At 59.2% G+C, this 26,048-nt stretch carries 17 protein-coding genes and 1 tRNA gene; 4 read left to right on the top strand and 14 right to left on the bottom strand.

Annotated elements, in window-relative coordinates; all coding sequences use genetic code 11:
- Positions 1–162: 162 nt before the first annotated feature.
- Together DKY63_RS17410 and DKY63_RS17405 are read left to right on the top strand one after the other, a co-directional pair.
- A complete protein-coding gene (locus DKY63_RS17410; RefSeq protein WP_110965200.1) occupies positions 163–1,446 on the top strand; it encodes an aspartate aminotransferase family protein in 1,284 nt (427 codons plus the stop codon).
- Positions 1,447–1,653: 207 nt separating this feature from the next.
- Positions 1,654–1,812, top strand: a complete 159-nt coding sequence (locus DKY63_RS17405; RefSeq protein WP_003228885.1) for a YqaE/Pmp3 family membrane protein — start codon at positions 1,654–1,656, stop codon at positions 1,810–1,812.
- Positions 1,813–1,920: 108 nt separating this feature from the next.
- On the opposite strand, the gene DKY63_RS17400 is transcribed toward DKY63_RS17405, so the two are convergent.
- The 10 genes from DKY63_RS17400 to DKY63_RS17355 form a co-directional block, all read right to left on the bottom strand.
- On the bottom strand, positions 1,921–3,747 hold the full coding sequence (locus DKY63_RS17400) for a S9 family peptidase (RefSeq protein ID WP_110965199.1): 1,827 nt from the start codon (positions 3,745–3,747) through the stop codon (positions 1,921–1,923).
- Positions 3,713–4,888 carry a pyrroloquinoline quinone biosynthesis protein PqqE gene (gene pqqE, locus DKY63_RS17395; protein WP_110965198.1) on the bottom strand — a complete coding sequence of 392 codons (1,176 nt, stop codon included), beginning with the start codon at positions 4,886–4,888 and terminating at the stop codon, positions 3,713–3,715. Before pqqE ends, DKY63_RS17400 begins: the two co-directional genes overlap by 35 nt.
- Entirely contained in the window at positions 4,860–5,135 is a 276-nt protein-coding gene (gene pqqD, locus DKY63_RS17390) for a pyrroloquinoline quinone biosynthesis peptide chaperone PqqD (RefSeq protein WP_110965197.1), read from the bottom strand. Before pqqD ends, pqqE begins: the two co-directional genes overlap by 29 nt.
- Positions 5,132–5,884, bottom strand: coding sequence for a pyrroloquinoline-quinone synthase PqqC (pqqC, locus tag DKY63_RS17385; protein ID WP_110965196.1), 753 nt, complete (start codon positions 5,882–5,884; stop codon positions 5,132–5,134). The genes pqqD and pqqC overlap by 4 nt, the downstream gene beginning before the upstream one ends.
- 134 nt (positions 5,885–6,018) lie before the next feature.
- The gene (gene pqqB / locus DKY63_RS17380) at positions 6,019–6,930 is read right to left on the bottom strand and encodes a pyrroloquinoline quinone biosynthesis protein PqqB (protein ID WP_110965195.1); all 912 of its coding nucleotides are present in this window, start codon (positions 6,928–6,930) and stop codon (positions 6,019–6,021) included.
- Positions 6,931–7,030: 100 nt separating this feature from the next.
- The gene (gene pqqA / locus DKY63_RS17375) at positions 7,031–7,105 is read right to left on the bottom strand and encodes a pyrroloquinoline quinone precursor peptide PqqA (protein ID WP_003444522.1); all 75 of its coding nucleotides are present in this window, start codon (positions 7,103–7,105) and stop codon (positions 7,031–7,033) included.
- Positions 7,106–7,258: 153 nt separating this feature from the next.
- Positions 7,259–9,676, bottom strand: a complete 2,418-nt coding sequence (pqqF, locus tag DKY63_RS17370) for a pyrroloquinoline quinone biosynthesis protein PqqF (protein ID WP_110965194.1) — start codon at positions 9,674–9,676, stop codon at positions 7,259–7,261.
- 38 nt (positions 9,677–9,714) lie between these two features.
- Positions 9,715–10,509 carry a carbon-nitrogen hydrolase family protein gene (locus tag DKY63_RS17365; RefSeq protein ID WP_110965193.1) on the bottom strand — a complete coding sequence of 265 codons (795 nt, stop codon included), beginning with the start codon at positions 10,507–10,509 and terminating at the stop codon, positions 9,715–9,717.
- Between the two features lie 12 nt (positions 10,510–10,521).
- Entirely contained in the window at positions 10,522–12,204 is a 1,683-nt protein-coding gene (locus DKY63_RS17360) for a flavin monoamine oxidase family protein (protein ID WP_110965192.1), read from the bottom strand.
- A 267-nt stretch (positions 12,205–12,471) separates the two neighbouring features.
- Entirely contained in the window at positions 12,472–12,933 is a 462-nt protein-coding gene (locus tag DKY63_RS17355) for an Lrp/AsnC family transcriptional regulator (protein WP_110965191.1), read from the bottom strand.
- A 176-nt stretch (positions 12,934–13,109) separates the two neighbouring features.
- Here DKY63_RS17355 and DKY63_RS17350 point away from each other — a divergent pair, with 176 nt between their 5' ends.
- Together DKY63_RS17350 and DKY63_RS17345 are read left to right on the top strand one after the other, a co-directional pair.
- Positions 13,110–15,464, top strand: coding sequence for a glucose/quinate/shikimate family membrane-bound PQQ-dependent dehydrogenase (locus DKY63_RS17350; RefSeq protein ID WP_110965190.1), 2,355 nt, complete (start codon positions 13,110–13,112; stop codon positions 15,462–15,464).
- A 105-nt stretch (positions 15,465–15,569) separates the two neighbouring features.
- On the top strand, positions 15,570–16,211 hold the full coding sequence (locus tag DKY63_RS17345) for a peptidase M41 (protein WP_110965189.1): 642 nt from the start codon (positions 15,570–15,572) through the stop codon (positions 16,209–16,211).
- Between the two features lie 377 nt (positions 16,212–16,588).
- Here DKY63_RS17345 and DKY63_RS17340 read toward each other — a convergent pair whose 3' ends face one another.
- From DKY63_RS17340 to DKY63_RS17325, 4 genes are all read right to left on the bottom strand, one after another.
- Positions 16,589–19,129 carry a hypothetical protein gene (locus DKY63_RS17340; protein ID WP_110965188.1) on the bottom strand — a complete coding sequence of 847 codons (2,541 nt, stop codon included), beginning with the start codon at positions 19,127–19,129 and terminating at the stop codon, positions 16,589–16,591.
- Positions 19,126–21,771, bottom strand: a complete 2,646-nt coding sequence (locus DKY63_RS17335; RefSeq protein WP_110965187.1) for a hypothetical protein — start codon at positions 21,769–21,771, stop codon at positions 19,126–19,128. The genes DKY63_RS17340 and DKY63_RS17335 overlap by 4 nt, the downstream gene beginning before the upstream one ends.
- 340 nt (positions 21,772–22,111) lie before the next feature.
- Positions 22,112–22,188, bottom strand: a tRNA-Ile gene (locus tag DKY63_RS17330).
- Positions 22,189–22,202: 14 nt separating this feature from the next.
- Complete coding sequence (locus DKY63_RS17325) at positions 22,203–25,949, bottom strand: bifunctional diguanylate cyclase/phosphodiesterase (RefSeq protein WP_110965186.1); 3,747 nt, start codon at positions 25,947–25,949, stop codon at positions 22,203–22,205.
- Between the last annotated feature and the right edge of the window lie 99 nt (positions 25,950–26,048).

Below are 26,048 nucleotides of genomic sequence, written 5' to 3'. Positions count from 1 at the left end.
GCTTATCGAAAGTGCTGGTAAATCGAAATGGCTCAACGCCCTGTCTGAGCCTAGTCTAACCGTATTCACAAGGCTTACAGGGCCACAGAACACGATGAATACCGTTTGTTTCGATGGTGTTTACATAGGCAAGACAGAAAATCTCCAACGGAGGCTGAACCCATGAACCTGTTCAGCCTGCGTCGTCACTCACCGAGCCTGGATGATTTGGTGGCGGACGCTGCCTTTCCTTCGGGGCACGACACGCTTTCCAGCGAGTACCTCATGCCCGGCGTCGAACGGCCGCAGCAGGTGTTCGTCCGCGGCCTGGGTTCATGGCTTTGGGACAGCGAAGACCGTGCGTACCTGGACTTCTCTCAAGGTGGCGGGGCCAATAGTCTCGGCCACAGTCCCAAGGCTTTGGTCAGCGCGATCACCGCGCAGGCCCAGTCGCTGATCAATCCCGGCTTTAACCTGCACAGTCGCGGCATGCTCAGCCTCGCCGAACGCTTGTGTTCGAGCACCGGCAGCGACCAGGCGTATTTGCTCAACACCGGCAGCGAGGCCTGTGAAGCGGCGATCAAGCTGGCGCGTAAATGGGGCCAGCAGCATCGCGGTGGCGCGTCGCGGATCATCGTTGCCAGCAACGGTTGTCATGGCCGTAGTCTGGCGACGATTTCGGCGTCGGACAGTTCGGCGTTGATCAACCGCTTCGAACCGCAGCTTCCCGGTTTCAGCCATGTGCCGTTCAACGATCTTCCGGCGCTGCACGCTGCCGTGGATGAGCGAACCGTGGCGATCATGCTTGAACCTGTCCAGAGTGAAGCCGGGGTGATTCCGGCCACGGCGCACTACCTCAAGGGTGTCGAACGCCTGTGTCGTGAACTGGGCATTCTGCTGATCCTCGACGAAGTACAAACCGGTATCGGTCGCTGCGGCACCTTGCTCGCCGAACAGTCCTACGGCATTCGGGCGGATATCTTAGTGCTCGGAAAAGGGCTGGGCGGTGGCGTGCCGCTCGCGGCTTTGCTGGCGCGGGGCAAGGCCTGCTGTTTCGACATTGGAGAAATGAGCGGCACCCATCATGGCAATGCGCTGATGACCGCTGCCGGAATGGCCGTGCTCGACAGCGTGCAGGACAGGACATTCCTGAAGCATGTCGAGGAAGTCGGCCAACACCTGCGCGAGGGGTTGCAGCGCTTGTCCCATCGTTACGGTCACGGCGAACTGCGCGGGCAAGGCCTGCTCTGGGGCCTGACCCTGTCCGACGATTGCGCCGACGCCGTGGTCAAGGCGGCGTTGCAAGAAGGCCTGCTGCTCAATGCCCCGCAACCCGATTGCCTGCGCTTCACCCCGGCGTTGACCGTCAGCAAGGCCAACATCGACGAAATGCTCCTGCGCCTGGCCCGCGCCTTCTCCCGTGTACGTACTGCCCAAGTGCAGTGCCGCAAGGGCATCGCCGTCTGATCGAACGCGCTCCACACAAATTCCCGAACCGTCTCGCGGTATAACGCACGCCCCATGCCTGATTCTTTTGGCGTGGGGCGTTTTTTTGTCGGCGAGATATCCCTTGCTCTGATGATGCTCGGAGGCAATGAGGTGAACCCTGACCGGCCGCACAGGTCGATTGCATGTATGGCTCGCCCGAGCCGACTTCAATCAGGAGCACCGCCCATGGATTTCATTCGCATCATCATCGCCATTCTGTTGCCGCCGTTGGGTGTGTTCCTGCAAGTGGGGTTTGGCGGGGCGTTCTGGCTGAATATTCTTTTGACGTTGTGCGGTTACATCCCGGGGATCGTGCATGCGGTGTACATCATCGCCAAGCGTTGAGTTCGGCTGCGTCGGATAGATCGCTTTCGCGAGCAGGCTCGCTCCTACAGGAACTACGCGGACCTGTGGGAGCGAGCTTGCTCGCGATTGGCGCGCCGCCATTTCGGATCAATCCACCTGATCCATCACCCGCCGATAAAACAGCCATTCCTGCTCCAGCGCATGGGCCTGATTACCAGCCTGGCGAAAGCCGTGGCGCTCCTGCTCGTAGTAATGCGCCTCGACCAGAATGCTCCTGTTCTGCAGTGCCTCGACCATGTCGCGGGTCTGTTGCGGCACGACTACGGCGTCCAGCTCCCCTTGAAAGAAAATCACCGGCACACGGATGTTTGCCGCGTGCAGTAACGGCGTGCGGGCAGCGTAGCGCTCGGCGTCCTGCTCGGGATCGCCGATCAGCCAGTCGAGGTAATCGCTTTCGAACTTGTGGGTGGCGTGGCCCAGAGCAATGGGATCGCTGACGCCATAAAGACTGGCGCCGGCACGGAAGACATTGTGGAAAGCCAGCGCGCATAGCGTGGTGTAGCCACCGGCGCTGCCGCCGCGAATGAAGGCTTTGTCTCCGTCGATCAGGCCGCGGTCGGCGAGATGCCTGACCACCGCGCAAGCGTCTTCGACATCGACCTCTCCCCAACTCAAATGCAACGCCTGGCGGTAGTCGCGACCATAGCCGCTGCTGCCGCGGTAGTTGAGATCGGCGACGGCAAACCCCCGTTGCGCCCAGTACTGGATGCGTGGATCGAGCACCGGGTAGCACGCCGAGGTCGGGCCGCCGTGGATGAACACCACCAGTGGCGGTTTCGCTTCGCCGGTCATCGCCGGGTAGAAGAAGCCGTGGGCCTCGCCCGAACCACTTGGATACCGCAGGGTTTGCGGGCGGCTGATTTGCTCTGCGAGGAGCGGTGCGTTGCCACCGGCCAGTACCTTGGCCTCTGCGGTCTGGCGGTCGATGGCGATCACCGTCGGGGAACTGATCGGTGATGCTGCAACGCAGTAAATGAACCGCTCATCCAGGGCGAGGCTGCGGAAGCGGCTGTAGTCGCCGGTGAATTCATCACAGGTGGTGCCACAGATACCCAATCGACCAAAACCCTCTTCGGTCCAACTCGCCAGATAGCGGTTTTCGCTCAGCGGCAGCCAAGTGCACCCACCGAGCTGCCAAGGAGCAGGGCCATGATCGGCCGCCTTGCTCGGAAAAGGGGTCAGGCCGTTTGCCGACTCCATCCAGGGTTGCCAGTAACCGCCACGGTCTGTCAGGCAACACAACCGGCCGCTGTCATCAAAGCGTGGTTGTTGCAGGGACTCTTGCGTTTGATCGCCGGCGACGCAGCGAACCGCACCGAAGCCGCCATCGCCCTGACGTTCGGCAACCATCAAGCGGGTCGCGGTCCAGGGCTGATCCGGGTGGTTCCACTCGATCCAGGCCAGGCGTTGCGAGTCCGGGCTGAGGGTCGGCGCCGCGTAGAAGTCGGCACCTTCGACCAGCAGCTGGCGCTTGCCGTCAGCCAGGCCGATCGCCACCAGGCGATGCCGGTCGCGGTTTTCTTCGACCGCCAGCACCTGGTCATTGGCGAACTGCAAATCGCCGTAACGGCATATGCCGGATGTCAGCACTTCGGGTGTTTCGCCTTTGAGCGATTGCCTATAGAGCTGCTGATCCGCTTCGTTGACGAACACCACCCCGGCGCCCGTCAGGCAAAACGCGCCACCGCCGTATTCGTACACCCGACTGCGCACGCTGTATCCCAGCGGCGTCAGACAATTCGCTACGCCCTCACGCCAATGCCAGATGCGGCAGGCCGCATCCTCCGGTCGGTACTCGTTCCAGAACAGGCCCTCGGGACCGGCCTGCAGCTCGGCAAAATCGATGCCGGCAGCAACAGCCCGGGCGGCACTGAAGGGTTCAGCTTTTGGCGATGAGGCGTGAGTTTCGTTCATTGCGAAAGGCCAGTTGTTCGATGGACTGGATGGCGTGTTCGGCTTCTTCGCGAGCCTTGAGGATCACGTCGTGATGGTGCGATTTGCTGCACACCGGGTCGGCGTTGCTGGCGTCGCCGGTGAGCATGAAGGCCTGGCAGCGGCAGCCGCCGAAGTCTTTTTCCTTCTCGTCGCAGGAGCGGCAAGGTTCGGGCATCCAGTCGTAACCGCGAAAACGGTTGAAGCCGAACGAGTCGTACCAGATGTGCTGCATGCTGTGGTCACGCACGTTGGGAAATTGCACCGGCATCTGTCGGGCGCCGTGGCAGGGCAGTGCGGTTCCGTCCGGTGTCACTGTCAGAAAAATGCTGCCCCAGCCGTTCATGCAGGCTTTGGGTCGTTCTTCATAATAGTCCGGCGTGACGAAAATCAGTTTGCACGGATGCCCCTGGGCTTCGAGTTTGGCGCGGTATTCATTGGTGATGCGCTCTGCTCGAACCAGCTGTTCACGGGTCGGCAACAGCCCGACCCGATTGAGCTGCGCCCAACCATAGAACTGGCAGGTAGCGAGCTCGACGAAGTCCGCTTCAAGAGCGATGCACAGCTCGATGATCCGGTCGATCTGGTCGATGTTGTGCCGATGGGTGACGAAGTTCAGCACCATCGGGTAACCGTGGGCCTTCACCGCGCGAGCCATTTCCAGCTTCTGTGCGAAGGCCTTTTTCGAGCCGGCGAGCAGGTTGTTCACCTGTTCGTCGCTGGCCTGGAAACTGATCTGGATGTGATCGAGACCGGCCTTCTTGAAGTCGCTGATTTTCTGCTCGGTCAGACCAATGCCGGAGGTGATCAGGTTGGTGTAGAACCCCAGCCGGCGCGCCTCGGCAATCAGCTCTGCGAGGTCCTGGCGCACCAGGGGTTCGCCGCCGGAAAAGCCCAATTGTGCGGCGCCCATTTCCCGCGCTTCGCGAAACACCTTGATCCACTGCTCGGTGCTCAACTCCTGGCCTTGCGTGGCGAAATCCAGCGGGTTGGAGCAGTACGGGCATTGCAGCGGGCAGCGATAGGTCAGCTCGGCCAGCAGCCACAGCGGCAGGCCGATTTCCGGTTTGGGCGGTAACTTGTCTGACACGATTTCAGGCAAGTTCGATCCAGTGCTGCGCACGGGCGACCTCCATGAATTGCTCGATGTCGTCACCCAGTTCCGGCACACCGGGGAACTGTTGGTCGAGTTCCGCGATGATCGCCGCGACATCGCGCCGGCCATCGATCAGGCCGCCGATCAATGCGGCGCTTTCATTGAGTTTGATCATGCCTTCCGGGTACAGCAGCACGTGGCCTTTCTGCGCCGGTTCGTATTGGAAGCGGTAGCCGGGACGCCAGCTCGGGGTCTTGCTGCGGTCGAAACTCATAGGGTGATTCCTTTGTGCCAGACCCGTTGCCCGGTCACGCTGTGATAGGGCGGGCGATTGAGTTCGTAGGCCATGGTCATGGCATCAAGCATGCTCCAGAGGATATCCAGCTTGAACTGGAGAATCTCCAGCATGCGCTCCTGGCCGGCCCGTGTCCTGTAGTGCTGCAAGGTGATGGCCAGACCGTGCTCGACGTCCCGTCGGGCCTGGCCCAGGCGGGTGCGGAAGTATTCGTAGCCGGCGGGGTCGATCCATGGGTAGTGCTGTGGCCAGCTATCCAGGCGCGACTGATGGATTTGCGGTGCGAACAGTTCGGTCAGCGAACTGCTGGCGGCCTCCTGCCAGTTGGCGCGGCGGGCGAAGTTGACGTAGGCGTCCACGGCGAAGCGCACGCCGGGCAGGACCAGTTCCTGGGAACGCAGCTGATCCGGGTCGAGGCCGACTGCCTGTCCCAGACGCAACCAGGCTTCGATGCCGCCGTCCTCGCCTGGGGCGCCGTCATGGTCCAGCAGGCGTTGAATCCACTCGCGGCGGATTTCGCGGTCGGGGCAGTTGGCGAGGATCGCGGCGTCCTTGAGCGGGATGTTCACCTGATAGTAGAAGCGGTTGGCGACCCAGCCCTGGATCTGCTCGCGGGTGGCGCGGCCTTCGTACATCGCCACGTGGTACGGGTGGTGGATGTGGTAGTAGGCGCCCTTGGCGCGCAGGGCGGCCTCGAATTCGGCGGGGGACATGGGGGTGTCGGTCATTGCTTTTCTCCGGGGACAACCGGTGGATTCTTTGGTGCCTGCACGGGCCTCATCGCTGGCAAGCCAGCTCCCACAGGTTTTGTGTACGCCACAGATCCTTGTGGGAGCTGGCTTGCCAGCGATGGGGCCATCCGCTACAGCACAATACTCATGCCGTCATACGCCACTTCAACATTGCGCCGTTCCAGCTCCGCTCGCTGTGGCGAGTCCTCGTCGAGAATCGGGTTGGTATTGTTGATGTGGATAAGCACCTTGCGCTGGCGCGGCAGTTTTTCCAGCACTTCGAGCATTCCGCCGGGGCCGTTCTGGGCCAGGTGGCCCATCTCCCGGCCGGTGCGGGTGCCGACGCCACGGCGCTGCATTTCGTCGTCGTCCCACAGCGTGCCGTCCACCAGCAGGCAATCGCTGGCCGCCATGATCTCCAGCAAAGGCGCATCGACCTTGCCCAGCCCCGGTGCGTAGAACAGCTTGCCGCCGGTATTCAGGTCCTCGACGATCAGGCCGATGTTGTCGCCCGGATGCGGGTCGAAGCGGTGCGGCGAATAGGGCGGCGCGGCGCTGCGCAAGGGCAGCGGGGTAAAGCGCAGGTTGGGGCAGGCCGGAATGCTGAAGCTGCGGTCCAGTTCGATGCGGTTCCAGGTCAGGCCACCGTTCCAATGGGTCAGCATGTTGAACAGCGGGAAGCCGCTGCTCAAATCCTCATGGACCATGTCGGTGCACCAGACCTGATGCGGGCAACCTTCACGCAGCATGAGCAGGCCGGTGGTGTGGTCGATCTGGCTGTCCATCAGGATGATCGCGCCAATCCCGGTATCGCGCAGCGTGCGGCCCGGTTGCATCGGGGCGAAGCTCTGGAGTTGCGCGCGAATGTCCGGCGAAGTGTTGCACAGCACCCAATTCACACCGTCATCGGAAATCGCGATGGACGATTGGGTCCGCGCCTGGGCCCGCAGGCTGCCGTTGCGAAAACCGGCGCAGTTCGCGCAGTTGCAGTTCCACTGGGGGAAACCGCCGCCGGCGGCGGAACCTAGAATCTGGACGAACATGGGGGCTCCATGATTGCAACGCGGAAAATAAAAGTAAGGCTGAAAATAAAACGCCTCGGGATCACCGAGGCGTTGAACTGCTCGTCTGCCAAAGCAGAGATTAGCGGCTGGCGAAGTACATGGTGACTTCAAAGCCGATACGCAGATCGGTGTAAGCAGGTTTGGTCCAGGCCATGGGAGCGCTCCTTGAGGTGATGAAACGGTTGAGACCTATACATATAGTCCACCTCCAACGGGAGATGTTCAGATAGTTAGGCAGCTATGTTACTCAACATTTCGAGCGAATGGCTAAAAATGTTCTAACTGGTTAATGAAGATTCCGTAACGCTCAGGGTGCCGTTTGCCAGGGTGAATCGGGGCAAGCCCCAGTGGACAAACAGCGCCACCCGCCAACGGCTTGTGTAAGGCGCGTTGCAGCGTCGATGAGCATCGGGCGATCAACAGCCAAAATTGCCTCGGGCAGTTGCACCAGATAATCCGACGAGTGGCCGGCCAGCTTGCCCTGCCACAGGAGCTCGGCGGCCTGGGCGAAAGGCAAGGCGTTGCTGGCGAATTGATCGGCCAGGACCTGGCGTTGGGCCAGGAAGTCGGCGTCATCGAAGCCGTGAATCATCTGCGGCAACCCGTTCAGAAACTGCTCGATGTGTTGCAACAGATCCAATGCCGGGACGTTCGGCGATTGCACGCCGAACAGTAGACCGGTCTGTCCATGGATTTGGCGCAAGGCGCTGAACACTGCGTAACCCAATTGCAATTCCACGCGCAGGCGTTGGTAGAACGGCGTCTGACAAAGGTGTGCCAGCAAGCGCCACGCGGCTTCGTCGGCAATATCGTTGGAAGCTGTCGGACAAAAAAGAAGCAGGGCGTGTTCGCTGGAACCCGTGTCCAGGGTGCTCCAGAGTCGTTGCCCAGGGATGGACGGTGGTGTCGATTGATTGTCCGGTGTTCCGGGGATGCGGCTCAACGCCAGGCCCATGGCTGCCTGGGTCTGAGACGACAGGCCGATTCCCAGGCCGTCCCAGCGAGCGCCCGACCAGAGTTGTTGCAGGTCATCCGAATCAGTGGTCCGCGGCAGCATGTGGGTGGGCAATGTCTTGAGCAGCTGTCGGATCGGTATCAATGCCGGCGTATCTTGTGGGAATTGGGCATCAGGAGTCGTCAGTGTTTTCAGCGCATGCTCCAGCACGCTCGGCATGGGTTCCTGCAGCCCGGTCATTTTCAGCAGCCACTCGTTGCCCGTTGCATTGAAGGAAACCTCCACACCCGCCTGCCGGGCTTCTTCGCACAACGGTTGCAGGCTGCTTTCCAGTCGTGTCCGGAGGCTGGCTTGCGGCGCCGAGTCCAGGCGCCAGCGCACATACAACGCGCCTTCGGGACGGTTATCCGGCAATGCCTGAGTGAATTGCATGGGCGAACGTTCACGACGACTGCGGGAACGATCCTGGGCGAAAGTACGCAGACCACGGTGGGCGCTGGTCTGGCCGCGAATCAAGGCCGCATTGGAGGCTGGCGTCGCGGTTCGTAAAAACGGATTGGGCGTCGGCAACTGCCATTGGCCAGCAACGTTATCCACAGCACCGAGTTGTTGCAGGATCACCTTGAGAGCGGTCACACCCTGTTCGGATAGCCCGGTTTCCCGTTGCTCGCAGTCCAGTCGTGCCAGTTGCAACGCGCTGCTGACTTGCTGCTGCCGTTGGAGCAGGGCGGCATATTCATCGCGCAAATCGCTCCAGTCCTGGCGGGCGAAGAATCCCAGCCAATCCGACAGAAACTCACGAACCGCGGCTGGTTGCCCGTTGGCATTGAGAGTGAACTCAACGTGCATCAGGGCCTGCCCGCCAAACGTGTACAAAACCGCAGCTTTCAGGTTGTCGGCCAGACCCTCGGTGCGCAATCGGGCCAGCAGTCCGCCAGGTTTCGCGGCATTCAGCCAATGGCAGAGGAACGCCAACGCTTCAGAGGCTGAGTCGGGCAGCGCTTCGAGCGCGAACAGCAGGTCCAGGCGACGCTCGTTCAGCTGTTGATAACTTTTTTGCACGGTGCCCATCAATGGCACCGGTGCTTGTTGCGGGACCAGGCTGCCTTGGGGAATGCCATCGGCAAACGCCTGGGCCAGCACCTTCAGTTCTTCCAGCGGCTGCGGGCCAGCCAGGCTCAATGTCATTTGTCCAGACTGATAGAACCGCTGATGGAAACCCTTCAGCGCCTGCTGAAATTCATCTTGTTGCAGGGGCAGGCTGTCGCGGTTTCCCGCATGAAAACCCCTCAGTGGATGAGCGTCGGACAGCCCGTTGAACAAAGCCAGTTTCTGTTGGGCAGCTACATCCTGGGACCAGGCGACAAATTCTGCGTGCAGCACTTCCCGTTCCCGCTGCTGATCGTCCGGATTCATACGTGGATGGGCGAGCATATCTGACAGACGCTCCAGCCCGGCGCTGAATGCCTGAGTCGGCAATTCGAAAAAGTAGTCGGTGGTGCGCTCACTGGTCCGCGCATTCAATTGCCCGCCATGTCCCTGAACGTAGGCCATCAGCCCCAGGTTCGCGGGAAAACGCTCGGTCTCCAGGAACAGCAGATGCTCGAGAAAGTGCGCCAGCCCCGGCCACGCCAACGGAACATCATGGCTGCCGGCGTTGACCCGCAACGCTGCGGCGGCGCGTTTCAAATCCGGCGCATGGCGCAGTGTTACCCGCAGACCGTTGGCCAGGGTTTCAGTGTGGGGACGAGGAGGGTTGGACGCAGGCATGGGCACTTCCAGAACAGTGAAGTGCCAATGCTAGCGGATTAGCGCTTGTTCAGCGCGGCGTAAAGCTCGGGGCGGCGGTCGATCAGGTAACGATTGGCGCTGCGGGATTTGTCCATCAGTTGACGGTCCAACTCACCGACAATCAAGGCTTCATCGAGACCGGCCTGGGCGATACGGCTGCCGTCCGGCGCGGCGATGCTGCTCTGGCCGCAATACTGGATATCGCCTTCCTGTCCGCAGTAATTGGCATAGGCCACGTAACACTGGTTTTCGAAGGCACGGGAACGCACGGTGACGTCGGCGATGAAATCAAAGGGAATCATGTTCGCCGTCGGCACCAGGATCAGCTCGGCGCCTTCGATGGCCAGGCGCCGGGCGTTTTCCGGGAATTCCAGGTCGTAGCAGATCAGGAAGCCGAGCTTCCAGCCGTTGAGTTCGACCACTGGAAACTCGTTGGTACCAGGGCTGAACATCGAGCGGTCGAGGTCGCCGAACAAGTGCGTCTTGCGGTAATTGCAGACGCGCTCACCCTGGGCGTCGATCAACTGCACGGCGTTGTAGATCTGACCGTCTTCGGTGCGTTCGGGATAGCCATACAGGATGGCGATCCCGGCGGACCGGGCAATGCGCGCCACCTGTTGCGCCGATTCACCGTTGTGCACTTCCGCCAGTACGCTGACGGCGTCCAGGCCGATGTTGTAGCCGGTCAGGAACATCTCCGGCAGCACCAGCAAATCGGCGCCTTTGGCTTCCTGCGCCAACTGTTGCAGGCGTTGCAGATTGCCGGCGACGTCCAGAGGCAGCGGTGGACATTGGTAAAGGGCTACGCGCATCGGGGATTCCTCTTACTCGGGCAGGGCGATAGGGCCTATGTCTTTGAACACATCACCCGGGCCCGGGTTCTCTTTATGTGTGGCGCCGCCGAAGTGTTTCATGATGCCCCACACCGCATTGAGCGAGGTCTGCACCGCGCCTTCGACCCAGGCCGGCGTCCACGAGACATCGTCGCCGGCGATGAAAATCCCGCGCTGTTCCGGCGGCATGTCGTCCTGCATGAAATGCGCGTACATGCGCTGGTTGTAGCGATAGTGACCAGGCAGCGCGCCCTTGAAGGCGCCGAGGAAGTGCGGGTCGGCTTCCCAGGACACGGTGATCGGATCGCCGATGATTCGCGCGGCGATATCGACTTTCGGGTAGATCTTCTTCAACGCGTCCAGCGCCAGCTTCACGCGTTTCTCCACAGGATGCGGCAACATCTTCAGCGCGTCACTCATCCACGAGTAGGACAGGCAGATCACCCCGGGCTTGTCGTCGCCGTTGTCGAACAGGTAGGTACCGCGGGTCAGGCGATCGGTGAGGGTCATGCTCATCAGGTCGCGGCCGGTTTCCGGGTCCTTGTCCTTCCAGAACGGGCGGTCGACCATCACAAAGGTTTTCGACGACTGCATGTAGCGAGTGCGGTCCAGGGCCATCCACATCTTTTGCGAGAACAGGGTTTCTTCGCACTCGATCTGGGTGGTCAGCAGCCAGCTCTGGCAGGTGGTCAGCACGGCGGCGTATTCGCGGGTGTCGCCGTTGTTGTCGGTGACCGCAAAACGCCCGCCCGGCGCGTGGGCGATTTTTTTCACGCCGGAGCGTGGGGCGCCCCGGTGCAGCGACTTGAGGCTGGTGCCCTGCGGCCAATGCACGCAACGCTCCGGCACATGACGCCAGATGCCTTGTGGCACCTGTTCCACACCGCCGACCACCAGGTGTTGGTGATCATCGCAGTTGGTCATCACCACACGGAAGATTTCCAGCATCGAGTTGGGGAAGTCCGAGTCCCAGCCACCGGTGCCGAAGCCGACCTGACCGAACACTTCGCGGTGATGGAACGACAGTTTGGCGAAGGCTTTGGACGTGGCGACGAAGTCATAGAAGGTGCGGTCGTCCCACAGTGGCACGAGGGTGTTCCACAGCTCCTTGAGGCGCGGTACGTCGCGATCACGGATGGCTTGCTGGATCTCGCCGAAGCGCGAGCCGTCTTCCAGCGCATCGGTCCAGGCGTCAGCCACTTCCTGGAACAGTGCAGGAAGATCCGCCAGTTTTTGTGCGTAGTGGGTCTGGCCTTCCAGGTCGATGACGGTACTTCCAGAGGCAGGCGTCAGCGGGTTGGGGAAGGGCTTGGTCTCAAGGCCCAGCTTGTCGACATAGTGATAGAACGCGGTGGAGGACACCGGAAAACGCATGCCGCCCAGCTCGGCGACGATGCCGTCAGTGCCATTGAATGTTTGGGAGCGCAGGCGCCCGCCCAGTTTCGAGGCTTCGTAAACGACGGGCTTGAGGCCGAGTTTCATCAGTTCGTAAGCAGCCACGAGGCCCGCGATACCGGCACCGACAATCGCCACTTCGGCACCGTGATGGTGCTCGGGAATGCTGCCCAGGCCGGCCGGGTGTTCGATCCAGTCGTCGAAAGCGAAAGGGAAGTCCGGGCCGAAAATGGTGACTGGTTTTTTACCGTCTGCAGGGTGGCGATTGTTCTTGTTCATGGCTGACCTTACTGGCATCCAGACGCGGGGGGCGCGTCTGAGTATAGGAAAAGATGCGAGCCATTCTAGAGAGCGTGGAATACGTTAATAAGACGCAAAGTGTCGTCGTTTTGCAGTTATATCGATCAATGTGACGAGTTAGCTATTCAAAATGGCAATGATGCTCTTTGTGGGAGCGAGCCTGCTCGCGAAGAGGGAGTGTCAGTTTGCATGGTTATGACTGGGGTACCGCAATCGCGAGCAGGCTCGCTCCCACAGGGGCTGTGTTCAAACCGGCTGCCCGCGATCGATCTTGCTGCTGAGGATGATTGAGGTGGTGGTCTTCTCCACCCCATCCACACTGCCAATCTGATCCAGCAACTGGTCCAGCTGTTCCGGCGAGTCCGTGCGCAACCACGCCACATAATCAAATTCGCCACTGACCGCACACAACTGCTGCACCTGGGCCATGGCGCTCAACCGCCGCAACACCTCCTTGCCGGAGCGTGGCTGCACAGTGATCCCCACATACGCCTGCAATCCGCCATCCACCACTCGCTGACCCAGGCGTACGCCGTAGCCGGTGATCACTTTGGCTTTCTCCAGCCGCGCCAGACGCGAGGTCACGGTGGTACGGGCAATGCCCAGTTGCCGGGCGAGCATGGCCACGCTTTCACGGGCGTTGATCTGCAGGGCGGCGATCAACTGGCGGTCGATTTCGTCGAGAACGGGCGAGCGAGTGTCAGGCAAAGGGGCGTCTCCAGCGGCACGGATCGGTGGAGGAGCATGTTACAGGCACAGCCCGCGCAACGGATGCTTCATCTGAATTCACGACCGTTCATGCCATTTTCGGCTGCGACAATTTGCCATAAGTAACTAGGTAGTACATTATTCCTTGCTTGTCACAAATGGGGATAAATTCCGACATGAACAATTCTGGGGCTGCCGCCGGCAGCAAATGGTTGCTGGCGGGGCTGGGTGTCCTGATCGCGTTGATCGGGCTGGGCCTTGCTGGCGGTGGTGGTTACCTGATCACCCTGGGCGGCAGCTGGTATTTCCTGTTGATGGGCCTGGCGATGCTGGCCTCCGGAGCGCTGATCGCGCGCCGTAAACCGCTGGGTGCTTGGCTGTACGGCCTGGCGTTGGTCCTGACGGCGATCTGGGCCGTGTGGGATGCCGGCCTGGAATATTGGCCGCTGGTTTCGCGTGTACTGACGTTTGCCGTCATCGGCCTGGTGGTCGCGTTGGTCTACCCGACGCTGGTACGCGCATCCGGCGCGACGGCGGGGCGCGGCGCCTATGGTCTGGCTGGCGTTCTTGGCGTCGGCGTCGTCGCCACGATGGCCTACATGTTCGTGCCGACCCACGTGGTCAAGGCCTCCAGCGAACCCGCGGTCACACCGGTGACTCCCGGTACCGAGCAGAAGGACTGGGCGCATTGGGGCAACACCACCGCCGGCAATCGCTTTGCCGCACTGGACCAGATCAACAAAGGCAACATCGACAAATTGCAGGTCGCCTGGACCTTCCACACCGGCGATATCCCGCAAAGCACCGGCGCTGGTGCCGAAGACCAGAACACCCCGCTGCAAATCGGCGATACGGTCTACACCTGCACCGCCTACGGCAAAGTCTTCGCCCTCGATGCCGACACCGGCGTCCAGCGATGGAAGTTCGATCCCCAAGGCACCGCGCCCAACTGGCAGCGCTGCCGTGGCCTGGGCTACTCCGAGACTCCGGTGACTTCGGACAATCAGCCAACAGCCTGTGCGAAACGTCTGTTTCTGCCGACAGGCGATGCGCGCCTGATCGCCATCAATGCCGAAACCGGCAAGCCGTGTGAAGACTTCGGCAACCAGGGCACCGTCGATCTGACCACGGACATGGGCGAAGTTAAGCCAGGTTACTACCAGCAGACCTCGACCCCGTTGGTCGCTGGCGACGTGGTGATCGTTGGCGGGCGCGTGGCCGATAACTACTCCACCGGCGAACCGCCAGGCGTGGTGCGTGCCTACGACGTGCGCAGCGGCGAACTGGTCTGGGCGTGGGATCCGGGTAATCCGAACACCACCAAACGCCCACCAGCCGGTGAGACTTACACCCGGGGCACGCCAAACGTGTGGTCGGCGATGTCCTACGACGCCAAACTCGGCCTGGTCTATCTGCCGACCGGCAACGCCACCCCGGATTTCTTCGGCGGTCAGCGCACGGAGTTCGATGACAAGTGGAACTCGTCGGTCGTCGCCCTGGATGTGAAGACCGGTCAAGTGCGCTGGCATTTCCAGACCACGCACCACGACCTGTGGGACTTCGACTTGCCGGCGCAGCCGCTGCTGTACGACGTGCCGGACGACAAGGGCGGGATGCAACCTGCGCTGGCGCAAGTCACCAAACAGGGCGAGATCTTCCTGCTCAACCGCGAAACCGGCGTGCCGATCGCGCGGGTTGAAGAGCGTCCGGTGCCGCAAGGCCATGTGCCTGGCGAGCGCTACTCGCCGACCCAGCCGTTCTCGGTAGACATGCCGTCCATCGGCAATAAAACCCTGACCGAATCCGACATGTGGGGTGCCACACCGTTCGACCAGTTGATGTGCCGCATCCAGTTCAAAGGCATGCGCCACGAGGGTGTCTACACTCCGCCGGGCATGGATCGCGCGCTGCAATTTCCGGGATCTTTGGGTGGCATGAACTGGGGCAGTGTCTCGGTTGATCCGAACAGCAACTACATGTTCGTCAACGACATGCGCCTGGGCCTGGCCAACTACATGATTCCGCGCAACAAGATCGGCGCCGGGGCCAGTGGTATCGAAATGGGTGTGGTACCGCAGGAAGGCACGCCGTTCGGCGCCATGCGCGAACGCTTCCTTTCGGCGGTTGGCATTCCGTGCCAGAAACCACCGTTCGGCACCATGTCCGCCATCGACCTCAAGACCCACAAACTGATGTGGCAAGTCCCGGTCGGCACCGTGCAGGACACCGGTCCGCTAGGCATCCGCATGCACCTGCCGATCCCGATCGGCATGCCGACCCTCGGCGCATCGCTGGCCACCCAGTCGGGCCTGCTGTTCTTCGCCGGCACCCAGGACTTCTACCTGCGCGCCTTCGATACCGGCAACGGCAACGAGATCTGGAAGTCGCGTCTGCCGGTAGGCAGCCAATCGGGGCCGATGACCTACGTTTCGCCGAAAACCGGCAAGCAGTACATCCTGCTGACGGTGGGCGGCGCGCGCCAGTCGACGGATCGTGGGGATTATGTGATTGCCTACGCATTGCCCAAGTAAGGGCTGAAATGCAGGTAAGAAAAAGCCGCGCGATTGCGCGGCTTTTTTATGTGTGAGAATTCTGCAGAGCTACAGTCACTCGTAGTCGAATGGAGAGCCGGCGCGATGGAAACCAAGAAGATGCCTCCCGCTGTACGGGACCATGCCTTGCAGATTGCCCAGCACGAAATGGGGCACTACGTTGTGGCGCGGGCGCTGGGTTTTGAAACGGGGGGCGTGACCCTGACAGTGACCAGGGATCTGAGGCACAAGGGGGGCGCAACTATCAGCCTGGTGCGGCCAATCTCTTCGATGGAAGCCATGAAGCAATACCTGGAAGCCAGGATGATGGTCCTCTTCGCAGGTGCCATGGCGCAGACGTTGCCTTCAGCGCAGACACGGGAAAAACGTGTCGATAAAACCAAAGCGGTCGCCATCCTTAATGGTGCGTTTGGCGCGGAGCGGGATGACGCAAAGATCCGGGAATTGCGGCAACTGCTGCGCAACTTGACCTATCCCGATACGGATCCGGCGGCGTGCGACAGCATCACGGCCGAGCTTAAGGCGATCAATGATCGGCTATGGTTGCGAACCCAAGAGATCGTCGAAGCGCTGGCCGAGACCATTACCGACCTCGGGAAGGCATTGGTAGAACGCATGGCCCTTGTGGAGCAGTGGGGCAGATCGGCGGATACCTACGAAGTGGTGTTAACGCGGGAAGTGCTGGAGCGGATGAGCCCTGTAGGAGCGAGCTCGCGAAGGTCTTGAACGATAACGCGTAAACCAGATACCCGGCGGTGCACTCCGGTTTTTCGCGAGCAAGCTCGCTCCTACCCGACCAGACACGAAAAAGCCGCGCATTGCGCGGCTTTCTTGTTTGGTGGGCCCACACGGACTTGAACCGTGGACCAAAGGATTATGAGTTGCCTAGAAACGCTGCAAGCCTAGTGAAATCGTGTATAGCTGCAGGCAAAGTTAGCTGAAAGTACTGTCGTCGGTGGGTTTAAGTGTAATTGAGCGAAACTTGTAAAAACTGGACACTGTACCGTCAGAGCACTGTTTTTTGTACCGCGAAGCGGCCAGGTTCCAGCCGCCTCATACTGTTGACTGACAGGAAGAAGCAGCCTTATACCTGTGGCCAATCCTTAGCCTAGAAATGGGTCATGGAACCGATACGCCCGGCCACGTTCGTTGATTGGGGCTAGAAGCGCCAGCGCCGCGTGGTCGCTTATGCCTTGATTGCGAAGAACTCCATACAACTGGTAAAACTCTCCGTTTAAATCCCCCGCAAAAATGCCTGGATCGTCCGAACCGAGAGAAACCATAATTTCTGGATCTCCTTCTTGTACAAATCCCGGCGCGCGCATCCAGCGTAGGGAGTGATGCTCGCTGAAGCTATTGTACTGACTGATGCGCACATTACTTGATGGCAGTGTCTCGATGATCACGTTGCGGTGAGCGACTTCATGCATCAATGCCTGCTGGAGATACAGGTAAGTGGCTTCATCGAAGTAGGCAGCGTCAACGCTCTGCAGTGTCTCACTGCGCCTCCACAGATCTCGGTCGCTGAGCCATTCCCACAGCAGTTTTAAGTGTTGAGGGCTGCTGCGTTTCGCATCCAAAACCCTTTGCGCTTCACTCTGCCAGAGGTCACTTAGCGGAGTTATGCCAACTGACCAGTCTGTTTCTAGGGCAGCCTGCACAAAGCGGATGTTAAGGTGCCGGAGTTCCATTGCGGCCTCTAGTGAGGTACAGCTCATTTCTCGGCGGAACACTTCGCCTGCGCATTTAGCCAAATCATCTGCCACGCGCGCGGTTGTGGCCGCTGCGCTTGGCACGGTTCGCAACAGGCGCCAAGCGGCCAGCAAGTCCAGCATCCATTCTCCTTTCTTGACCACTAACTGACCAGGCATACGCTCCAGCCACAGCCTGGGCGAGATGCCCATGGCAGTGCCGTGACCTATGCGGTCGCCGTCGCGCAGATCGAGAAGCTCCAGTGCGTCATATATGGTGCGCAGCCCACTCAGAAGGTGTGCAAAGTCCTCACCAGCATGATAGGTGCGGTGAGTTAGACCAGCCCGCTGGCACACGCGATAGCTACTGGCAAATATCTCAGGAGGCGCGTGCAGTTCGTTTGCGGCAGCGTCTATACCGCGCACCCAGGTTCTTAGGCGAGGCCAGCGAGTGAGGCATTCGAGCAACACATTAGTTGTAAGCTCCAGTTCCTGACGTTGCTTATAAAAGCGGTACGGGCCAGCCTTTCGGCTGGGCGCCCAAGATTTCTTGATGAAATGTACAACCAGAGCAAGGCGGTGATGCGTGCGATCAAGGGGCGACATTCTACGAAAATGTTCTTCAAGCTTTTCCAACAACTCACCAAGCTTGCGAGGCACTGGATCTGAGCTACGACTCTGCGGGTCTTGATTGTGTAGGTAACACCAGTAGCCGCCCAGAACAGCTTTGAGCAATTGGTAATTTCTGCGCAGTGTATCTTTAGGGGAGAGTCGTCCTTCCAGATAGGTAGTGCGGCTTACATTTTCCGCTTTACCGTGCATCGCCCAAAAGCGAGGCAGGTAGTCTTCCTCGGCGGGGTCCCGCAACTTGTTGTATGTAAATTTCTGAAACTGGTCGAAGCCAAATTGCTCCTCGCTTTGCACCAAAAGGCGGTAATGCTGGTTCTGGAGCATTAGATAGGTATGGAACATGCGTTCTAGAGCTACGCTGGGACGGCTCTTGAGTTTGAGTAAAAGCTGTTGCATCCAATACAACTCGTCCGCCGTGGAACTTTGCACCGAGAGCTGTAAGTGCGCCGACGCTGGGGGCGGGATCTCCTTCTGCAAGCTCTCATCGTCCATCAGTTCGGAGAGATCGTGGGGAAGTTGGGAATCTGGGTTGAGTGTGTCAGTCGCTGCTGCAACCAGCCACTTTCTCAAGCGGCCTGCCGCCACTAGTTGACGATGCAATTCAGCAGGTGAGAGGTCCGGATTGATTGATCGCGCCAACTCGCGCACTGCTGCGGCGTCGGCCGCGTTTGGGGTATGCCACTTTAGGCTGAAGTCCTTTGTTTCTTGCTTGGGCGTGCGAAGGGCGCGCAGCCAGCAATTCTCCGCATGGGTGCTACCGTTGAGGTGCAGGTGAGTTTCGTGCAGGCCTTCACGCCTTAGGTAATCTTCTACCAAGGGGTCGTATGGGCTGACGACAGGCAAATTTTTGCTGGCCCAAGTTTGCGGAGGTTCCCAAGGCCACTGTGTGTGCATCTCGGTTGCGAGCCTTGCTGGTGGCTGCACTGAGACCTGTGCAGCCGCCAGCAAGGGGAGGCCCGATACACGACTTACGACGCTTTGTTGCCAAGCACCAAATTTCTGTTGCTTAACATGCAAGTTACCGTGCCGGTGCTCTAAAAACTCATCAGCCATCTCCTGCAATGCACCTATCAGCAGGCCCGCTCTGTTTCTATTCGCAGACTGCTGTGCGAGCAGCTGCCAGCTATGTTCAAAAACGTGATCCGGAAGGCGCGCCGACCATGGCAAATATCCAAGATAGACCGCCTCATGCAGGTTGCTTGAGTTCAGAGGCTGACGAAATGGCGTCTGCCGTACCAACGCCAGCACTTTGTAACTGGAGAGTAGCGTTGTACCTATTTGGGCGATAACGGAGGCAGGCTGTTCGCGCTTGGTGTTCTTCAAGATTTAGCCGTCCCACCAGCATTCTTTCTGGAGACGCCCGCAGAAGGGGAGCCTCCCCATTTCATCCCCAGAATGTACGTACGGTTGAGCTTGTCCCAAATTTTCTGATCGCAAAGTAATTTCTCCGCCGCTTGGGTGTAGCTCTCGTTCTCGGCTTGTGAAGTGCCTTTCGCAGCCTCTGCTTCGGGGTGAGCGGATATGAGTGCGGAAACCAGTTTTGTCGCTTCAACGCTTGGCTCCAAGAGCCCCAATATCAACGGACAGGTTGCTACTAGGTACGTTAGGGGTAGCTCTTGGTAGGCGTTCTGAGTCCACTTAACCTTTTTAATAAAAAATTTGGCTGACTTTAGTGGGTTGGTGCGGTCGGTGTCCGCACCATTTGAAGCGATGCTGGCGCTACTACTTAAGTGGTAATCACGCTCCTCGACATAGAAGGCATTGATAACGCAGAGGGCAAACAACTCCATAAGGTTGCCTGCGCCGATCGACTTCTTAGCGATGTCGGGCCGATTGTCGTCACAAACTTTTTCCAGACTGAAATACAGACGAGTCCAGATCTTGCCAATCAAAACAGCCGATGGATTGAGCCGCTTGCGGAGAAGGTTGGTAGAGTTGAGCCACTGTTCGACAACGCCTACAAGCCGAGTAAGCTTGTTTGCGTCCTCGACAGGATCCGATGCTTCTTCCTCCTTTTCCTCATCTGCGTTGTCGGCTTCCCATTGCGGTAGAGACACGGTGAGCGGTGGGTAGGGCTTAGGTAAGACACTCATAACATCATACTTACCTTCCTTCGGTTCAAGTGAAAGCAACCGAGCTATCAGGCCAAGGATGTTGTAAATCGAGGCATAGGTCCTAGAGGATGAGCCGGAGACCTCCACTAGACCCAATGCAATCGCAGGCAGCTCATCGCAGCTTTTGAGTATGCTATCAGCGGTTATGTAATCCGGGCTTCCACCTCCTGGTTTCCTCTTGTTTAAACCGATAACGCCGGAGTAAACCACGGGAGTCGTCGGGTTTGCCCCATATGGCGCGGTAAGAATGGTCACCGCATGACGAGCCCAATTAAGGGCGTCCTCTTTTCGACCGATCCCCATATATTGCTCAAACTGCTTCCGAAGATTCTGACGATCTTCCCCGGTTCGAAGGTCTTTAGCTTTGCGCCTCAGTACTTGTCCAAACAACGCCACACTGCCGGGGGCCGCCAGCATGTAGTCAATCAGTGTTGCCGGATTCTCTGCGCAAAGGCGGGTTACGTCGGCCGATAGCGCTGCAAAGCTGTTCTTTAGATCAGCATCAATCGGTTGGGGGCGCAGGTAGGCCGCGGTATCGAAGTCGCCGTCACGAATAGCTAGGTCAAACACCGCCTTGGTCAATGCTGGTAACTCTTGGGCTGCGATGGCGTCTACATCCACACCAAACTTATACAAGCTGCCCAACGCCAACGCCCGTAAGCTCTCGCTCAGCGCTTCGGAGAGCGCAGGCTTCCATGTGTCAGAGCCGTCTGGGTCGTAGTCGGGGGCACACCGAGACAATACTTGCAGTACCGAGCGCAAGGGTTGCTTCAGCAGGAACTCTCTATAGAGCTCAAGATCACGGGGATTCTTGATTCGCAGGCCGCGCCGAATCAAGGAGCTGACTAAATCATTGGGGGTTAACTGCTTACTCCAATTGGAATGGGTCAATTGGAACTGGTCTTTTCCGTTTTGAAGAAGATTCCACAGCGGGCGCAATTGCAATCGACGATGCATGGGGAAAAGCTTGAGCAGATACTGGTCTTCTAAGTGATCGACCATCTTATGGCGCTGGTCCGCTCGCTCTTTCACCTGGCCATGTGCGGCGTCGCCTAGGCTGTCGTAAAAGTGATCTCTTACCATCAGCGAGTACAGCTCAATGTCGCCGGTTACCAGGACCACAAGGCGGGGAGTATCAAGGTATTTGCGTATGCATTCGAGCACGCTGCGAGCGTGTTTCGCATGGGTATCGGCGTCGTCAAAGGCAATGATAAGCGCATCGTCGCCTAGCACCTGGCAGGCCAAATCGAGCAGTGCGTGGAAGTTTTTGCGCAGCTCCGCGCTGTGCCCAGCTCGCTCCAAGCCCCATTCAAAAAAGAGCTCTGGGTCTAGATCCTGAAGCTGGTTGTGGTTCGAGCTAAACAGGCTCAAGCCACCGGCTAGTTTCTTAAACTGCTCGCGGAAGCGCTTGATAAGGTTTTCCCCATCCAAGCTAGAGCCGACTTTAGCGCCCATAATGCGGTTTTTAAGGGCTTTGAGGATGCTCAGCAGGATGATTTCACTACGCTCAATCCGACTTGGATCGACATAGGCCAGAGGGCCGACGCTGAGTTCGGTCTTTTCATTGCCCAGTGCATGAAAGGCGCTTTGCAAGAAGGTGGATTTGCCCGCGCCGCGTGTACCATCAATGAAGTAAACCAACCCGCTGCCATAGGGGTAGCCGTCTTCTGCTCGGGACGCCTGTCTTGGCGTCAGGATCTTTTTAGAACTCTCTAGGTCCGCCTTAATAAGCTGCTTTAGCTTGCTGTAGCTCTGATGCTGAACAAGCTGATTCACTTCAAGTTTTGCATTGGTATCGCTGTGATTGAGATCAATGATCGTCGTGGTCGAATTTTCGGCTGATGCGCTCATGTACGTCCTTATAAAAATATATGGCTTCGAAAAAGAGCAGGTAAGGTTCAGTGGTAGGCTTGAGTCATCACGCTAATTGGTGTGCGCTTATACGCAATGCTGTGACTGCTAATAAGAGCTACGCGTAAGAGCATTTCTATACGGATTCTTCCTTGAGCAAAGCCGCTTAAGTAATGATCGTTAACTGAGCGGGTAGGCGTGCATGAATCCCGGATGTCGGACGTAGGCTTAGATAATGGCCAATTGCCTGTGGCGGCTCAAGGGATCAGCGACTAATTGTTAACCACTATCAGTGGTCAAGGAGACACGAAAAAGCCGCGCATTGCGCGGCTTTCTTGTTTGGTGGGCCCACACGGACTTGAACCGTGGACCAAAGGATTATGAGTCCTCTGCTCTAACCAACTGAGCTATAGGCCCCAGTAGGTCGCGGATTATAACGACGGTTTCGCGGCTGTGCTATCCGAAAAATCCAATACGGCTGTACGAAGAAACGTCGCGGCGAACTCGTCCGGAGGCAGAGGCAGGCTGACGATGTAGCCCTGGATCTGCTCGCAGCCCTCGTAGGCGAGGAATTGCTGCTGCGCCTGGGTTTCGACACCTTCGGCGATCACGGTGAATTGCATGCTTCGGCCAAGCGCGATGATGGCGCGCACGATGGCGACGTCGTGGGGGTCATCCGGCAGGCTGCGAACGAACGATTGGTCGATCTTGAGGATGTCCAGCGGCAGGCGCTTGAGGTAGCTCAGGGACGAGTAGCCGGTGCCGAAATCGTCGATCGCCAGTTGCACGCCCAGGTGTTTGAGCTGATGCAGCACGGCCAGCGCTTCTTCGGCCTGGCTCATGATGAAGTTTTCGGTGATTTCCAGTTGCAGCAGGCCGGGTTTGAGGCGGTAGTCCTTGAGCAATTGTTCGATTCGGCCGAGCAGGTTCGGTTGACGCAATTGCGCGCCTGCCAGGTTGACCGACAGTGGGCCGAGGCCGACGTAGCTCTTGTTCCATTCGTGCAGTTGCCGGCAGGCGGTCTCCAGCACCCAGTCACCAATCTGCAGGATCATGCCGTTTTCTTCGGCCAGGGAAATGAAGTGTTCCGGCGGCACGTCGCCAAAAGTCGGGTGGCGCCAGCGAATCAGTGCTTCTGCGCCGACGAGGCGGTAGTCATCGAGGCTGATCTTCGGTTGGTAGTACAGGTGCAGTTCGTTGCGCTCGATGGCGCGGCGCAATTCATGCTCCAGCGCCACGCGTTCGCTGGCCTGTGCGGTGAGGTCGCAGGTGTAGCTTTCGACCCGGTTACGGCCCTTGGCCTTGGAGCGGTACATCGCCGCATCGGCGTTTTTGATCAGTGTGGCCACATCGCTGCCGTCTTGTGGATACAGGCTGGTACCGATACTGGAGCTGATAAAGAACTCGTGTTCGCCGGCCTGGAACGGTGCGGTGAAGCAATTGAGCAGCTTGTTGGCGATGTTGTCGGCATCGCTGGGCTGTTGAAGACCGGGCAGCAGGATGATGAATTCGTCGCCGCCCAACCGCGCCACGGTGTCGATGTCGCGCAATTGTTCCTTGAGGCGCACGGCGATGCCCTTGAGCAGCAGGTCGCCAACCGGGTGGCCGAGGCTGTCGTTGATGTGTTTGAAACGGTCCAGATCCAGGAACAGCACCGCGCCCTGGCCGCCGTTTTCTCTTTGGGCATTGAGTGCATTCTGTAGGCGGCTTTCGAACAGTGTGCGGTTGGGAAGCCCGGTCAGCGGGTCGTGGTGAGCTTGATAGTCGAGCTTGGCCTGGGCGTGCTTGAGGCTGGAAATATCGGCGAACACGGCGACAAAGTGGGTGATGAACCTGTCCCGGTTGCGCACAGCGCTGATGGTCAGCCAGCTCGGGTAGAGCTCGCCATTCTTGCGTCGGTTTGAGATCTCGCCCTGCCAGTGGCCTTCGGCAGTCAGTTGGTGCCACATCGCAGCGTAGAACGCACTGTCATGCAGGCCCGAGGCCAGCAGGCGTGGTGTATGGCCCAATGCTTCGCTTTCGCTGTAGCCGGTGATCTCGGTGAAGGCGCGGTTGACCGCACTGATGTGCTGCTGGGTATCGGTGATCAACACGCCTTCGGCGGTGCTCTCGAATACGGTGGCGGCCTGTTGCAGTTTTTCCTGCATCAGGTGGCGCTCGGTGATGTCCCGGGCGATGGTCAGCATGCAGTCTTCATCGCCAATCGGCAGCGGACGACTGGAGACTTCGCAGAGGCGGATTTGCCCGTCGCTGCGGCGGATGTGGCAGCTGAAATCGCGGACGAAACCATCGCGGTGCAGCAGATCGAGCATCTGCTTGCGTTCGTTGAGGTTGACCCAGATCCCCAGGTCCAGTGCCGAGCGATCCACCGACATGGCACTGTTGAAACCGGTGATGCGGCTGAAACCTTCGTTGACTTCCAGTAGCAGGCCATCGCTCTGCCGTGACAGTAGCAAGCCATCGGGAGAGGCGTGGAAGGCCTTGGCAAATTTTTCTTCGGAGGTTTGCAGTTGCTGCTGGGTTTCCTTGAGTTGGGTGATGTCGCGCACCACCACGACCAGTGCCGGGGTGGTATCGAGGTCGAAGGGTTCGGCCGAGATCAGGCCGGTAAACACCTGGCCATTGCTGCGGCGAAAGGGCATCTCCAGGTTGCGGATGCTGCCGGCCTGCAAGCGCTGCAAAAGGCCCGGCCCGACGCCGGGAATGCCCCAGATGTTGAGGTCGGTGGCGGTCAGGCCGATGACCTCTTCGGCCTTGAGGCCGATCTGTTCTTCGAACGCTTCGTTGACCTCCAGCAGGCAGCCGTCGGAAAGCCGGGCGATGACCAGTATGTCCGGGCATTGCTGGAACACCGAGGCAAATTTCTGTTCCGACAGCCGCAGCGCTTCTTCGGTGCGCTTGGCTTCGCTGATGTCGATCATCAGCCCGCGCATTACGGGCTCGTGACCGTGTTCGATCAGGCTGACGATATCGCGAACCCACAGGGTACGACCGTCAGCGGTGATCACTCGGTAATCAAGGCTGTGATCGCGTCCGGCGAGGACCTCGTGATCGCAAAAGCTCTGTGCTCGGGTTAGATCCGCAGGGTGAATGATGTTGCGCCAGAAGCCCGGGATCAGCCAGTGAGACAGGGGGTAGCCGAGCAAATCCTCAGCGTGCGGCGACACATAGCTGTAGGTGAAGTCGCTCATCCGCGCTTCCCAAGCGATGGCCGACAGGCTCTCCACCAGCCCGCGGTAGTGATATTCGCTGCTGCGAAGCTCCTGCTCCAGATCCACCCGGCGGGCGATTTCCGAACTCAGTCGGCGATTGACCCGGATAACGCCTGCCAGCACGGCGACCAGCAACAGCAGGCCGGGAAGGCCATAGATCACAAGGTCCGACCAGAATGTCCGATGATCGAGGACGTTACCCACCCAGTGTTCTTGTATGGCGCTGATTTCTGCCGGACTCATGTCCGCCAGGACTTTATCCAGGATGCCGACCAGTATTTTGTTGTCCCGTGGCACGCCCATGGCCAACTGATATCGATAAGGGGTCTCGCCACTGACATACAGCCCTTCCAGCTTGAGCTGACGCAAGCTCCAGACGCTGGAAGCCAGGTCACCCACCACGGCATCCACTTCATCGGTGGCCAGCGCCTGCAAGGCCGAGCTGACATTGGGCATGGCCACCAGGTTCAGGTCGGGATTGTGGGTACGCAGCAGCTCATGGGGAGCGTAGTTTTCCACCACGGCGATCTTCAGGCCGTACAGCTCTTCGATTTTGCGCGGTTGAGGGCCGCCGACATGGGCCAGGATGACAATCGGGAAATCCAGATAGGGGCGAGTGAACGACAGGAATGCCTGGCGTTCCGGAGTCGACATGATGCCAGGCAAGAGATCCAGCTTGCCTTGTTTGGCCTGATCCAGCACCACCGTCCAACTGACCGGTTCTATGGGGGTGAGTTTCACCGCCAATCGCTGGCGGATCAGGTCGATATAGTCTGCCGCAAGGCCCTGGTAACGCCCCTGATCGTCGCGAAACTCAAAGGGGGGCCAGGATGCATCGACACCCAGGCGCAAGTCCGGGTGGGCCGCCAGCCAGCTACGTTCTTCGTCAGTCAGAGTCAACGCGCCAGCCGTTGCGGTCCAGGTCATCAGCGACAGTAAAAAAAGCACAGTCGACAGTCTGGGCATAACGGTCTCGTTATGGCACGGGGAATGTTTCGAGTGTAGACGGGCAAATCGGCGGGAGGGTAGAGCGGGGGGATTTAATCTTCATAAAACAAAACCCCC

Origin of the sequence: Pseudomonas putida (assembly GCF_003228315.1) — a bacterium.
GTDB classification, from domain to species: Bacteria; Pseudomonadota; Gammaproteobacteria; order Pseudomonadales; family Pseudomonadaceae; genus Aquipseudomonas; species Aquipseudomonas putida_S.
Note: the sequence above shows the minus strand (reverse complement) of the source record. Positions and strands in the feature narration are given on the sequence as shown.